Source organism: Sphingomicrobium aestuariivivum, from assembly GCF_024721585.1.
GTDB classification, from domain to species: Bacteria; Pseudomonadota; Alphaproteobacteria; order Sphingomonadales; family Sphingomonadaceae; genus Sphingomicrobium; species Sphingomicrobium aestuariivivum.
On record NZ_CP102629.1, the window covers coordinates 49,373 to 62,214 of the forward strand.

At 63.2% G+C, this 12,842-nt stretch carries 13 protein-coding genes; 6 read left to right on the top strand and 7 right to left on the bottom strand.

Translation table 11 applies throughout. From position 1 onward, the window contains the following. The first annotated feature begins 3 nt into the window (after positions 1-3). Positions 4-423: a Co2+/Mg2+ efflux facilitator ApaG/CorD gene (gene apaG, locus NUW81_RS00220; RefSeq protein WP_245113897.1), complete on the top strand. Its 420-nt coding sequence runs from the start codon at positions 4-6 to the stop codon at positions 421-423. Positions 424-436: 13 nt separating this feature from the next. Here the strand turns inward: apaG and NUW81_RS00225 are convergent, their stop codons facing one another. Beyond that, positions 437-1,741 carry a UDP-glucose dehydrogenase family protein gene (locus NUW81_RS00225; protein WP_245113899.1) on the bottom strand — a complete coding sequence of 435 codons (1,305 nt, stop codon included), beginning with the start codon at positions 1,739-1,741 and terminating at the stop codon, positions 437-439. A 140-nt stretch (positions 1,742-1,881) separates the two neighbouring features. Here NUW81_RS00225 and NUW81_RS00230 point away from each other — a divergent pair, with 140 nt between their 5' ends. Then, on the top strand, positions 1,882-2,619 hold the full coding sequence (locus NUW81_RS00230) for a metallophosphoesterase family protein (RefSeq protein WP_245113901.1): 738 nt from the start codon (positions 1,882-1,884) through the stop codon (positions 2,617-2,619). Here NUW81_RS00230 and surE read toward each other — a convergent pair. Beyond that, on the bottom strand, positions 2,616-3,380 hold the full coding sequence (surE, locus tag NUW81_RS00235) for a 5'/3'-nucleotidase SurE (protein ID WP_245113903.1): 765 nt from the start codon (positions 3,378-3,380) through the stop codon (positions 2,616-2,618). The genes NUW81_RS00230 and surE overlap by 4 nt on opposite strands. Before the next feature lie 284 nt (positions 3,381-3,664). Between surE and dksA the strand changes: the two genes are divergently transcribed. Continuing rightward, a complete protein-coding gene (gene dksA / locus NUW81_RS00240; protein WP_376741951.1) occupies positions 3,665-4,132 on the top strand; it encodes an RNA polymerase-binding protein DksA in 468 nt (155 codons plus the stop codon). 75 nt (positions 4,133-4,207) lie between these two features. Here dksA and NUW81_RS00245 read toward each other — a convergent pair whose 3' ends face one another. Then, on the bottom strand, positions 4,208-4,363 hold the full coding sequence (locus NUW81_RS00245; RefSeq protein ID WP_245113906.1) for a YdcH family protein: 156 nt from the start codon (positions 4,361-4,363) through the stop codon (positions 4,208-4,210). Between the two features lie 164 nt (positions 4,364-4,527). Between NUW81_RS00245 and NUW81_RS00250 the strand changes: the two genes are divergently transcribed. Beyond that, positions 4,528-4,725, top strand: a complete 198-nt coding sequence (locus tag NUW81_RS00250; protein WP_245113908.1) for a YdcH family protein — start codon at positions 4,528-4,530, stop codon at positions 4,723-4,725. Positions 4,726-4,819: 94 nt separating this feature from the next. Then, positions 4,820-5,311 carry a DUF1465 family protein gene (locus NUW81_RS00255; protein WP_245113910.1) on the top strand — a complete coding sequence of 164 codons (492 nt, stop codon included), beginning with the start codon at positions 4,820-4,822 and terminating at the stop codon, positions 5,309-5,311. Positions 5,312-5,329: 18 nt separating this feature from the next. Here NUW81_RS00255 and NUW81_RS00260 read toward each other — a convergent pair whose 3' ends face one another. Then, positions 5,330-6,274: an NAD(P)H-dependent flavin oxidoreductase gene (locus NUW81_RS00260; RefSeq protein WP_245113912.1), complete on the bottom strand. Its 945-nt coding sequence runs from the start codon at positions 6,272-6,274 to the stop codon at positions 5,330-5,332. Between the two features lie 9 nt (positions 6,275-6,283). Further along, the gene (locus tag NUW81_RS00265; RefSeq protein WP_245113913.1) at positions 6,284-7,279 is read right to left on the bottom strand and encodes an NAD-dependent epimerase/dehydratase family protein; all 996 of its coding nucleotides are present in this window, start codon (positions 7,277-7,279) and stop codon (positions 6,284-6,286) included. Positions 7,280-7,365: 86 nt separating this feature from the next. Here NUW81_RS00265 and NUW81_RS00270 point away from each other — a divergent pair, with 86 nt between their 5' ends. Continuing rightward, positions 7,366-8,376: a mechanosensitive ion channel family protein gene (locus tag NUW81_RS00270; RefSeq protein WP_245113914.1), complete on the top strand. Its 1,011-nt coding sequence runs from the start codon at positions 7,366-7,368 to the stop codon at positions 8,374-8,376. Positions 8,377-8,432: 56 nt separating this feature from the next. Here NUW81_RS00270 and NUW81_RS00275 read toward each other — a convergent pair whose 3' ends face one another. Further along, on the bottom strand, positions 8,433-10,799 hold the full coding sequence (locus NUW81_RS00275) for a DUF305 domain-containing protein (protein WP_245113915.1): 2,367 nt from the start codon (positions 10,797-10,799) through the stop codon (positions 8,433-8,435). Between the two features lie 864 nt (positions 10,800-11,663). Then, on the bottom strand, positions 11,664-12,824 hold the full coding sequence (locus NUW81_RS00280; RefSeq protein ID WP_245113916.1) for a nucleotidyltransferase family protein: 1,161 nt from the start codon (positions 12,822-12,824) through the stop codon (positions 11,664-11,666). Between the last annotated feature and the right edge of the window lie 18 nt (positions 12,825-12,842).

A 12,842-nucleotide genomic window follows, 5' to 3' on the forward strand; every position in this document is an offset into this window, starting at 1 on the left:
CCCATGACCGATCTGCCGACCAGCGGGATGCTCGAAGCCCTCTTTCCCTACGCGGCGACGACGGGGGCGATCACCGTGCGCGTGTCGGTCAACTATATGCCCGAACAGTCATCGCCATCGGACAAGCGCTGGTTCTGGGCCTATCATGTCCGGATCGAGAACCATGGCGACAAGCCGGTGCAGCTGATCAGCCGCCACTGGATCATCGAGGATGGCGATCGCATCACCGCCGAGGTGAAGGGCGACGGGGTGGTCGGCGAGATGCCGGTCATCGCGCCGGGCCAAAGCCATGACTATGTCTCGGGCTGCCCGCTCGATACCGCGACCGGCTCGATGCAGGGCAGCTACCAGATGATCGACGCCGACGGGCAGGGCTTCGAGGTGGCGATACCGCTCTTCGAACTCGAAGCCCCGCGCGCCTGACGCGGCTGGCCGCCTAGCGACCGATGGGCGTGTAGGAGAAGCCGGCGCGTTCGGCTTCGGCGCGGCCGTAGATGTTGCGCAGGTCGACGAGCACGTTGCCGTTCATCGCTTCCAGCGCGGCATCGAGGTCGAGCGCTCGGAATTCATCCCACTCGGTGACGATCACGAGCGCGTCGGCACCCTTGATGGCGTCATTTTCATCGGCGGCCCAGTGCAGGCCCTCGGGCATGTGCGGACGCGCCATGTCCATGCCGACCGGATCGAAGACGCGCACGTCGGCGCCCTTTTCCTTGAGCATGTTGACGAGCGGGATCGACGGCGCATCGCGCATGTCGTCGGTGTTGGGCTTGAAGGTGAGGCCGAGGACCGCGACGGTCTTGCCGTCGACCGAGCCACCGAGCGCCTTCTCGACGCGACCGGCCATGCCGTTCTTGCGGTCGTCGTTGACCTTCACGACGGCATTGACGATCTGGTTGTCGACACCCGCATCCTCGGCGATCTTGAGGAGGGCGAGCGTGTCCTTGGGGAAGCAGCTGCCGCCATAGCCGGGGCCGGCGTGAAGGAACTTCGGGCCGATGCGATTGTCGAGGCCGATGCCGCGGGCGACGTCCTGGACGTCGGCGCCGACGGCCTCGCACAGGTCGGCCATCTCGTTGATGAAGCTGATCTTGGTCGCAAGGAAGGCGTTGGCGGCATATTTGGTCAGCTCGGCCGTGCGGCGCGAGGTGAAGAGCATCGGGGCCTTGTTGAGGAACAGCGGGCGGTAGATCTCGCGCAGCACGTCACGGGCGCTGTCGTCATTGGCGCCGATGAGGATGCGGTCGGGATGCTTGAAGTCGGCAATCGCCGCGCCTTCGCGCAGGAATTCGGGGTTGGAGGCCACGGTGCAGCCCTCGGGCGCGCCATTGTCCTTGAGGATCTTCTCGATCTCGTCACCGGTGCCGACGGGCACGGTCGACTTGGTGACCACGACCACCGGATGGTCGAGCGTCTCGGCCAGTTCCTTCACCGCGGCATAGACATAGGTGAGGTCGGCATGGCCATCGCCGCGACGCGAGGGCGTGCCCACCGCGATGAAGACGGCGTCGGCGTCGGGAAGCGCGGGGGCCAGTTCGGTGGTGAAGTGGAGGCGACCCTTCTTCACGTTCGATTCGACGAGGCTGTCGAGACCCGGTTCCCAGATCGGCATCTCGTTGCGCTCGAGCATCTCGATCTTCTTGGGGTCCTTGTCGACACAGGTCACCTGGTGACCGAAATCGGCAAAACATGCTCCCGAGACGAGACCGACATAGCCGGTTCCGATGACGACGATCTTCACAGTGGTACTCCTTGAGGGTGGGGGGGGCTTCAACCCGTCGGCGCCCGCATAGGCGTTGGGCCGCCCGGGGGCAAGACACCCTCAGGGTTTCCATATGGTTAAGCGTTGCGTCGGCGAAAGGGTCGCTCCATGTTCGGCGCATGGCGAAACTGTCCCGTCTGCTGCGTAACGACAAAGTGCGTCCCGCCCCGCTCAAGGAGGGGCGGCGCATCTATGCGATCGGCGATGTGCATGGCTGCGCCAAGCCGCTCGACAAGCTGCTTGGACGGATTGCCGATGACTTGCGCGGCCACAAGGGCAAGTCCACGCTCGTCTTCCTCGGCGACTATATCGACCGCGGTCCCGACAGTGCGGGGGTCATCGAGCGGCTGGTGGGGGGCGATTTGCCCGGCACCAACGCGCATTTCCTCCTCGGCAACCATGAAGCGGCGATGCTCGAGGCTGCGGAAGGCAAGGCACTGGGCTGGCTCGCTTATGGCGGCATCCAGACGATGGAGAGCTACGGGGTCACCAAGCGCGACCTGTTCAACGTGCCCTCTATCAAGAAGCTGATCGCCGAACATGTGCCCGATGCGCATCTCGACTTTTTCCGCTCGCTAAAGACGCACAAGCAGATCGGCGATTATCTGTTCGTCCATGCCGGCATCCGTCCCGGCGTGCCCATCGAGAAGCAGAAGAAGCGCGACCTCGTCTGGATCCGCGAGGAATTCCTGTCATCGAAGGCCGATCATGGCGTGCGCGTCGTCCACGGCCATACGGTCACCGAGAAGCCGCAGAAGAAGAAGAACCGCATCGCCATCGACACGGGCTGCTATGCCAGCGGGCGCCTCACCGCGGTGCGGCTCGAGGGGCATGAGGTGGACTTCCTCTCGACCTAGTCGAACCGGTCCGCCAGCACCGCGAGCCGGTCGCGGTCGGTGAGGTCGAGGTGGAGCGGAGTGACCGCGACATAACCGTCGGCGACGACCTCGAGGTCGGTGCGGTGGCCCGGCGTCTCGATCGTCTCGCCCGTGCCGAACCAATAATAGCGAAAGCCGCGCGGGTCGGTGCGCTCGACGATCTTGAGCCGCGAATAGTCGCGAAAGCCCTGGCTGCAGACCTTGACGCCGCGCACGTCGGCGGCGGGGACCGGCGGGAAATTGACGTTGACGAGGGTGCGCGGCGGGATCGGCGCGCTGGCGAGTTGGCGCAGCACCGCTTCGCCATGCTGTTCGGTCGCTTCCCAGCGCACCCCGTCGCTGGTGCCGGGCGCCATCGAGCACTGGCTGAGCGCGATCGCGGGCACGCCCGCCAGCGCGCCTTCCATCGCCGCCGAGACAGTGCCCGAATAGGTCACGTCCTCCCCGAGATTGGCGCCGCGGTTGACGCCCGACAGGATGAGGTCGGGGCGGCAGTCCTTCATGAGCTGGCCGAGCGCCAGCATGACCGCATCGGTCGGCGTGCCGGTGACCGAATAGCGCTTCTCGCCATGCTTGCGGATCCTGAGCGGCTGGTGGAGCGTCAGGCTGTGCCCGGCACCCGATTGCTCTTCGGCGGGGGCGACGATCCACAGTTCGCTGGCCAGCGGGGCGGCGATTCGTTCGAGGATATCGAGTCCCGGGGCGTGGATACCGTCGTCATTGGTGAGAAGGATGCGCATGCCCCCTTGTCCGGCCTCGCGGTCTGGCTGGCAAGCGGCAAGTCTCGGAATAGTGGCGTCTTTTCGATGTGACCCTCGTGCAACAGGGTGGCAACAAGAGTCGCGTATCGAACTGCCGCGCGATGTCAGCGCTTGTTAATTAAGGCCTGTTTATGTACACGGCCCTCGGGGCTGAGGCATTCCCCCTAACTATTGGGAATGTCGACAGAAATTTGCCCTCGCCGGCCGTGATAGTTGGCCTGTCGCGGCAGCGATGGCTTGTGTGACTATCGGGGAGGGATATTTTGGCTACAGCGCTTCACGACCTTAACGGCGAACCCAAGTTCGACACGATCGTTCTCGAGGAGGACTATCGGCCCAGCAACGACGAAGAGTTCATGTGCGCCAAGCACAAGGCCTACTTCCTCGGCAAGCTGAAGGCCTGGAAGGAATCGATCGTCGAGGAAAGCCGCGCGACCATGGCGCAGCTCCAGATCGACAGCCTGCGCGAACCCGACCTTGCCGACCGCGCCTCGAGCGAAACCGACTGGAGCCTCGAGCTTCGCACGCGCGACCGCCAGCGCAAGCTCATCGCCAAGATCGATGCCGCCATCCGTCGCCTTCATGCTGACGATTATGGCTATTGCGAAGTGACCGGCGAGCCCATCTCGCTGCCGCGCCTCGAAGCCCGTCCGATTGCGACGATGACCTTGGAAGCGCAGGAAAAGCACGAGCGCACCGAGCGCGTGAGCCGCGACGAGCGTACCGACTGACGCTTCATCACCTATGCCAAAGAGAAAGGGCCGAGCTCCCCAGGGAGCGCCGGCCCTTTCTTCGTGGCGAGGGGCCTAGTGGCCCTGGATCTCGTCCTTCAGTCGAAGTTTCTCTCTCTTGAGACGTTGGATAAGGGCCGTGTCGGGCTGCGGTCGATGCTCCTCCGTTTCGATCTGGGCGGCGAGCTTGTGATGTTTGTTGGTGAGCGCCTCGACATGGGCCTGTTCCATCGAACGTCCTTTCCTTGAGTCGTTGAGGAAAGAACATGAAACCATATTGTCGCGGCTTTGTCGCCTCCCTGTCCGATCCGTTCGTCGTCGGGTCCGTAACGGACTGGCGATAATGACGGGCGGGAGGTGACAGCCACCCTGTGGCAGGGTTAGGGTCGCGGGTGATGAACGATGACGATCCCGCCCAATTGCTCGCCGCGCTTCGCCACGAGCATCGACGCCTCGACGAGGAGATCGAACGGCTTGAGTCGGAAGGCGAGGCCGACAGCCTCGAACTGGCGCGGCTCAAGAAATCCAAGCTGCGGCTGAAGGACGAGATCGCGCTCGTGAGCGACGAGAATACCCCCGACATCATCGCCTGATGGCGCGGCTGCCTGTCTCATATCGGGGCGCGGGGGGAGCCGACGGGGGTGCGAACCGTTTGAGAAACGGTGATTTGCTGGCATGATGGACGGGATGAGCGAGAGCAGCGAACAGACGATCGGAGACGAGGCCAGCCTGCGGATCACGCCGCGGCTGGTCGATGCGCTCTATAACGAGGCGATGCTGCTGGCCGACGAGGCGCGCGCCTATTTCGATGCCGAGGGACGCCGCGACCGCGCCGAACTGCCTGCGGGCGAGCGCGTCGGCTTTGCCTGCGAGTCGCTCAAGGTCACCACCCGCATCATGCATATCGTCGCCTGGCTCCTCACGCAGAAAGCGGTCGAGAGCGGCGAGATCGCGCGCGGCGCGAGCGCGGTACAGGACCGCCGGCTCGGCCATGCCAACCCGCCTGACGAGGAACTGCTTCCCGGCCTTCCCGAACCGGCGCAGCGGCTTATCAGCGACAGCGCCGACCTGTATGCGCGCGTGAAGCGGCTCGACGAGAACGAGCATGAGCCGACGCCGATGCAAAGCCCCGCGCGGGCGCTGATGGGGCGGCTCGAGCGCGACCTGCTCGGCGGCTAGGCCGCGCTCTCGAACCTTCTAGGCGCAGAGCCTCGCCTTGGCGGCGGCATATTCCTCGGCGAGCTGCGCGACGCGTTCGCCGGCCCCCACGATTTCCTTGACCGCGCCGATGCCCTGGCCCGAACCCCAGATGTCCTTCCACGCCTTGGCGCCGCCGAAGTTCATGCTCGAGGGATCGGCCTCGGGCAGCGTGTCGGGGTCCATGCCCGCATTGCGGATCGAGCCCTTGAGATAGTTGCCGTAGACGCCGGTGAAGAGCGAGGACCCGATGATGTCGTCGGCGCCCGACTTGACGATCTCTTCCTTATATTCGGGCATGGCGCGGGCTTCATGGGTGGCGATGAAGGGAGAGCCGATATAGGCGCCGTCGGCCCCCATCGCCTGTGCCGCCATGACCGCGCCGCCATGCGCGATGGCGCCCGACAGGAAGAGCGGGCCGTCGAAATATTCGCGGATTTCCTGGATTAGCGCGAAGGGCGAGAGCTTGCCGGCATGACCGCCCGCGCCCGCCGCCACGGCGATAAGGCCGTCGGCACCCTTGTCGAGCGCCTTGTGGGCGAAGCGGTTGTTGATGATGTCGTGAAGCGTGATGCCGCCCCACCCATGCACCGCGGTGTTGAGCTCCTCGCGTGCGCCCAGCGAGGTGATGACGATCGGCACCTTGTACTTCTCGCAGGTCACGAGGTCCTCTTCCCAACGCGTGTTGGTCGGGTGGACGATCTGGTTGACCGCGAAGGGCGCCGCCGGATTGTCGGGGTTTTCGCGGTTGTGCTTGTCGAGTGCCTCGGTGATCTCGGCGAGCCATTCGTCGAGCTGGCTTTGCGGGCGCGCGTTCAAGGCAGGAAAGCTGCCGACGATGCCGGCCTTGCACTGGGCGATGACCAGCGCGGGGTGCGAGATGATGAAGAGCGGCGCCCCGATGACAGGGATACGCAGGGTGTCGAACAGGGGCGGCAGGCTCATCAAGGGCTCCTAGGCGATGTCGTGATATTCGGCGTACCACCGGACGAAATTCCGGGCGCCGGTGTCAAGGCTGGTCGTGGGAGAAAAACCGGTCGCGGCCTTCAGGGGATCGATGTCGGCGAAGGTCGCGGGCACGTCGCCCGGCTGCATCTCGGCCATCTCGATCTCGGCCTTGCGCCCCGTCGCGTCCTCGAGGATGTCGACCAGCGTGCCGATCTCCTCGGGGTTGTTGTTGCCGATATTGTAGACGGCGTGCGGGGCCCTCGAGCCGCCCTGCTTCATGGTGCCGTCATCGGCGGGCGGGTGGTCGAGGCACCCGATGATGCCGCTGACGATATCGTCGATGTAGGTGAAGTCGCGGCGCATCTTGCCATGGTTGAACAGGCGGATCGGCTTGCCGCGATAGAGCGCCTCGGTGAACAGCCACATCGCCATGTCGGGGCGACCCCATGGGCCGTAGACGGTGAAGAAGCGAAGACCCGTCATCGGCACGCGATAGAGATGCGCATAGCTCTCGCTCATCAGCTCGTTGGCGCGCTTGGTCGCGGCATAGAGCGAGACGGGATGGTCGACACGGTCATCGACCGAGAAGGGCATCTTCTCGTTGCCACCATAGACCGAGGAGGAGCTGGCATAGACGAAATGCTTGGGCTCGTGCGCGCGGGCCAGTTCGAGCATGTTGAGATGGCCGACGAGATTGGCATCGGCATAATCGTGCGGCTTGAGGATCGAATTGCGCACGCCTGCCTGCGCACCGAGATGGACGATGCGGTCGAAACGGTAGCGCTGCTTGAGGCTGTCGACCGCGTCGCGGTTCGCGAAGTCCATCTTCTCGAAGGTGAAGTTCGGATGATCGCCGATCCACGCGAGCCGCGCTTCCTTGAGGGCAGGGTCGTAATAGGCGTTGAGATTGTCGATGCCGACGACCTCTTCACCGCGCTCGAGCAGGAATTTCGCTGTTGCCGATCCGATGAACCCCGCGGCGCCGGTTACTAATATCGTCATGGCGCCCGCCTTTAGCGGCGCGCCGGTCGGGAGGCCAGCCCCTAGCGCGGGCGGAACCGCGAGGGGGCGCGGGGCTTTCAAGGGCCATGCTTCTTACCGCCTCCGCAACGATCGCGCGCGTCGACGCCGACATTTCCGAAAGCATGGACACCATCAATTCGCTGGCAGACGGCTTCTTCGCCTCGCTGCCCAAGATGGCCATCGCTTTCGTGGTCTTCCTCATATTCTGGGTGATCGCCAGCATCGTCCGCAAGGTCATCCAGCGCGCCCGCTTCGGCGACAGCGGCTCGACGCTGTCGACGGTGTTCGGACGGATCGCCTATTGGATCCTGATGATCGTCGGGCTGTTCGTGGCATTGACCGTGGTGCTGCCCTCGCTCACCCCCGGCCAGCTCGTCTCGGGGCTCGGCATCGGCGGCCTCGCCATCGGTTTCGCCTTCCAGGACATCTTCCAGAATTTGCTGGCGGGCATCCTCATTCTCATCCGCCAGCCGTTCCGCATCGGCGACGAAATCGAGAGCGGCGACTATAAGGGCCGCGTCGAGGCGATCGAGACGCGCGCGACCTTCATCCGCACCTTCGACGGGCGGCGGGTGATCATCCCCAACAAGCAGATCTATTCGGATCCGCTGAAGGTGGTGAGCGCCTATGACCATCGCCGCAGCCAATATGACATCGGCATCGGCTATGGCGACGATATCCGCGAGGCCAAGAAGATCATTCTCGAGACGATGGAGAAGACCGAAGGCGTGCTCGCCGATCCGGGGCCGGATGTCTTGGTCGAGGATCTGGCGGCCAGCTGGATCACGCTGCGTGCACGCTGGTGGCATGACAGCGTGCGCTCGGACGAGGTGAAGACGAAGAGCCGCGTGATCGAGAATGTCGCTTATGCGCTGACCGAGGCGGGGATCGACCTGCCGTTCGAGACCAATGTGCTGCTCTTCCACGACCAGACCGAGGAAAGCGACGGCGACCGTGGCAAGCAGCGCGAAGGCTGGCCGTCGGGCAATGACAATCCGCGCCCGCGCTACAAGCTCGACCGTCCGGGCGATGGCGATGCCAACAAGGGCCGCGCGGGGACCGTCGAGGAAATCTGATACGAAAAAGGGCAGGGCGGTTTCCCGCGCCTGCCCCTTTGACGTGCCGTTGGCGATTAGCCGACGAGTTTGGCCAGCACCTCCTTGAGCGCCGCCTTGCGGGCCTCGTCCGCGCCGCCGTCGAGCACCGGCAGCAGCCGCTTCACGAGGTCCATGTCGCCATCTCGAATGGCAGCGCGGAACTGCGCGATGCGGCCGGCGTCGAGGGACTTGTTGCGCTCGAGCTGGTCGAGATAGGCCAGCGCGACCACGGGGTCGGTCTTCCACATGAGCTCGGTCTGCTGCTGCGGATTGAACGGACCGTCCTGGATGGCGAGGTTCGCCGCGGCGATCTCGTTGGCGCTGAGATAGGCCGAGGGCTCGAGCGCGAAGACGTCGAGGCCGCGGGTGATCTCGGTGCCGTAGAGACGACCATCATAATAGTATGTCGACCAGTAGCCGCCGAAGCTCATGCGCTCGTCGAACACGGGGCCGCGGTCGAAATAGGCAATCTCGACCGGGTTCTCGCTGTCGGTGAAGTCCATGATCGACAGCCCGCCCTGGTACCAGGCCTGCGCGAACAGGTCGCGCCCGGGCACGGGGATGGCCGAGCCGTTGTGCGCGACGCAATTTTCCTCGTCCGACTGGGCGGCGGGGAGCTTGTAATAGCTCTTGAAGACGAGCTTGCCGTCGACAACGTCGTAGATCGCGTTGGCGCCCCAGTTCTTGGGGTCCGAGGCGCGGCAGCGCGGGCGACCGCCGCCACCCCATTCGTCGGTGAAGACGACCTTCGAGCCATCATTACTGAAGGTCGCCGAGTGCCAATAGGCAAAGCCGTTATCGGTCACCGCGTCGATGCGCACCGGCTTCATCGGATCGGAGATGTCGAGGAGGATACCGTTGCCCGAACAGGCACCCGCCGCGATACCCCGCTCGGGGAAGGCGGTGATGTCGTGGCACTGGTTGGTGATGTAGCTGTCCTGCGTGCCTTCACCATGGTCGCCGCCGCGCCACAGGCCGGCGATGTTGCCTTCCTCGTCGGCGAAGATGCGGGGGCTGTCGACGATGCGCGCGGCGGCCGGATTGGCGACGGGGATCTCGACCACGTCGATCGAGAAGAGCGCGGTGTTGGTGTCGCCCGGCACCCAGCCGACACAGCCTTCGAGTTCCTCGCCGTCGCGCACGCCGGCGGTGCCCGAGACATAGACGATCACGCGCTCGTCATCGGCATCGACGATCGAGTGGGTGTGGCTGCCGCGGCAGGTCTGCACGAGACCGACCTGGCGGGGCATGGCGATATCGGAAATGTCGAAGATGCGGATACCGCGGAAGCGTTCCTCGCTGATGTCCTCGCTGACACCCTGCAGGCCGCAGTCGATGCGCCCGCGGGTCTGCTCGACGCTCATGATGAGAAGGTCGCCGACGACCGAGACGTCGCCCTGCCCGCCGGGGCAGACGACCGAGGAGAGGAGGGCGGGGACGCCGTCCTCGCCCAGCTGGTAGATGTTGAAGCCGTGATAGTTGCCGACGAACAGCTTGTCCCCGTCGAAGGCCATGTCGGTCTGCGCGAAGGAGAGAAGCGGCGAGCGCGCGTCCCAGACATAATCGGGCTCCCCGTCACCATCGGCATCCTCGTCGGACAGCGGCGGCATGCCGCTCGGGTTGGCGGGGTCGAAGAAACCGGTCGGCTTCTGGAGGGTCGCCACCTTGCGCAGGTTCCAGATCGCTTCCCCGGCGTCGTAGAGGCCGGGCTTCAGGCCGACGCGCGGGTCGCTCGACAGGCCGGCCAGCAACAGGTTCATCTTGGCGATCTCGGCCTGCTGGTCCGAACGCACGTCATTGGCGAACTCTGCAAGCAGCGGGTCGCGCGCAGTGCCGGGCAGGTTGAACAGGTCGCCTACCATCTCGAGCGCCCCTTCGTGGTGCGCGATCATGAGGGTGAGGAACTGGCGGTCGAAGTCGACGCCCTCGGCGGCGGCGAGCGCGGCCATTTCGGCGGGCGTGGCCATGCCGGCCATGGTCATCATGGCGTCGTGGCTCATGCCGTGATTGCCATGGTCCATCGCGCCTTCGGCCATTGCCGAATGCGAGGCCGGATCGGGCGCATATTCACCGCGCTGTCCGAGCCAGGTGCGCATGAACTCCACTTCATCGGCCTGGCTCGCGGTGATGCGGCCGGCGGCCTCGACGATGTCGCTGTTGCCGGTCCGACCCTCGACGAGGTCGGCCATCAGCGTGGCCTGGTGATGGTGATGGATCATCGCCTGCATGAAGGCGACGTCGGCTTCGATGTAGCTGGTGTCCGAGATCTTGCCGGCTTCCTCGGCGGAAATCACGCGGGAAGCTTCACCGGGGGCGCCGGGCAGCACGATCTGCTGGGCGGCGGCGGGCGCGGCGAGAGCGACAAGGCTGGCGCAGCAGGCCAGGCGAGACAGGCAGTTCACGACATGATGCTCCTCAAAATTCGTTTCGAGGCGCATCATGTCGTGAAACCGCGGAAAAGCAACGAGGCTTTTGACGGCCGGTCGATAGCGACCGACGGACGGCCTGATCGCGTCGCTTACAGGGCTGTTCGAAAGACGTTCGGACTTCGTTTCCGGCTGTTGGCCGCAATTGAAAGCTGTTCCTGTACACTTGTGGCTTGGACGACGCGCTTGGCCGGACAGGCGAAAATCTTCACCCCAAATTAACGATGTTTGTCCAAATTCGAAGAGGTTGGCTCAGCGGTTAACGGGGACGTTCCTTCCCTAGAGGAAAGCCAGTTTTCGGCTAGTCCACACGAAAAAGATCAGAAATGATGGGCGAGGCATTTGACGAGCATGAATGAGCAAGTCGGCAAAAAGCAGCCCTGGCAGGCCCCGAGACTTTCCAAGATAAGCGCGAAGGCGGCGCGCATGCCGGGCACGGGTGTTGGCGGAGAAGGCTGTTCTGGAAAAGTCGGGAAGGCATACCCTCTCTGCTCCAGCTAGGCTCAAAAGCCCTGCGCCTTTTATCTTTGCAAGGCATTAAGGACGTTTGTTATTTGCAAAGAAGGCGGTCGCCTCATATCAGCGGCATAGGATTTGAATTCTTGGTCGCAGTTGCGGGCTTGGCGTAATTGCCCGAGACCTCAGAGCCCGGCCTATTTGATGCAGAGAGGTGTTTGACGAGGGTGAGTGACCAGATCAACAGAAGGCAGCCGTGGCAGGCTCCAAAGCTAACTCAATTGAATGCAAAAGCGGCGCGCATGCCGGGTGCCGGCTCTAGCGGTGAAGGATGCTCTGGCAAGATTGGAAAGGCCAACCCGCTCTGTAGCAGTTAGCGAGACACTAATCCGACATAAGGTTTTCAAAAATTTCGCATGCCGCTGCTGTTCTAGGCTCAACTTTCGTTCCAACTTCCGTCGAGCGCTGCCTCAGCAAGCGATTGAAATGCGATGCATAACCGCGTGCTTTCGACAAGAATCCTTTGGGGACCCCATATTGTGACGTGAGTCTGCTTGGGGATGGCACGACCTGGCCAAGAAGCTCACCCCAACTGTACTGGGTGAATCGCTCTCGATCGCGAAGGGCACGCAACTCCCTATTGCTCGAAAACATCATCGTCCAAGCGGCATTTATCTCTGCATCATTGGCCTTTGACTCAACTCGCGAGAGCAAACCAAACGCGAGCATGGCCTCTTTTTCGAGAGCATAGTGCTCCACCAGCTCTTGATAGCGTTCGAGTTGAAAATCTTCGTGGCCGAACAAAATCGAAAGATCGGTGACGACAAGCGGTCCGTTGTTGAGTTTGTGGTCGCGGAACGAATGGGCCAGAATATGTACGGCCGTCCATTCTAATCCAGGGAAGACGACTTCCTGACCAATTACCTTGTGTTTGAAGGCCGACGCCCAGAAGCGGTCCTCATCGCTCATGTCAGGTCCGTTGCCATGAAAGACGCGATGATGAACTTCGACTAGCACACTCTCGGACGGATCAACCAGAGCGGGCAACTGGTGAGAATTTTCCAGCCACCAGTCATGTTTCTGAAACGGCTTCAACGTCCGATAGCCATTGGACCTCAGGTGATCGAAGACAAGAACGGCATTCTCTTTTCCACGCACCAAGAGGTCGAGGTCTCTCATCGGCCGCAGCCCAGGTTCGGCATAGCCGCATATTGAGAGCCATGCCCCCTTCAGTGCGAGGGCATCAACCCCCAATTTATCGAATGCGGCGTAGCAATCGGCCAGCACTTGTTGCTGCCGTAGATGCTGGAGAGTGTACGTGATGTGAGCGTCTTTCCAGCGCTCGAGAAGTGCAGGCGGCATGGCTGACCGTTGCTCGTCACTCAGCAATGAGAGAGCAATTGGAATGCCTCGATGTTCCTCGAGGCTGCGTGATAGGCGGACCCAGTCGTCAGGCCTGTAATTATCAACGCCACCGGCATGAGGAAGCTGTTTCCTGCCCAGAATGGCTGCCCCCAGTTGCTCCCATCGCTCAAGGTGATGCATCAAGTCGCTCCTGACGCG

Bases quoted from the DNA above. Each gene is read 5' to 3' on its own strand.
- apaG (WP_245113897.1), top strand. From the start codon at position 4: ATGACCGATCTGCCGACCAGCGGGATGCTCGAAGCCCTCTTTCCCTAC.
- NUW81_RS00230 (WP_245113901.1), top strand. From the start codon at position 1,882: ATGGCGAAACTGTCCCGTCTGCTGCGTAACGACAAAGTGCGTCCCGCC.
- surE (WP_245113903.1), bottom strand. From the start codon at position 3,380: ATGCGCATCCTTCTCACCAATGACGACGGTATCCACGCCCCGGGACTC.
- NUW81_RS00245 (WP_245113906.1), bottom strand. From the start codon at position 4,363: ATGGAACAGGCCCATGTCGAGGCGCTCACCAACAAACATCACAAGCTC.
- NUW81_RS00250 (WP_245113908.1), top strand. From the start codon at position 4,528: ATGAACGATGACGATCCCGCCCAATTGCTCGCCGCGCTTCGCCACGAG.
- NUW81_RS00255 (WP_245113910.1), top strand. From the start codon at position 4,820: ATGAGCGAGAGCAGCGAACAGACGATCGGAGACGAGGCCAGCCTGCGG.
- NUW81_RS00260 (WP_245113912.1), bottom strand. From the start codon at position 6,274: ATGAGCCTGCCGCCCCTGTTCGACACCCTGCGTATCCCTGTCATCGGG.
- NUW81_RS00265 (WP_245113913.1), bottom strand. From the start codon at position 7,279: ATGACGATATTAGTAACCGGCGCCGCGGGGTTCATCGGATCGGCAACA.
- NUW81_RS00270 (WP_245113914.1), top strand. From the start codon at position 7,366: ATGCTTCTTACCGCCTCCGCAACGATCGCGCGCGTCGACGCCGACATT.
- NUW81_RS00280 (WP_245113916.1), bottom strand. From the start codon at position 12,824: ATGCATCACCTTGAGCGATGGGAGCAACTGGGGGCAGCCATTCTGGGC.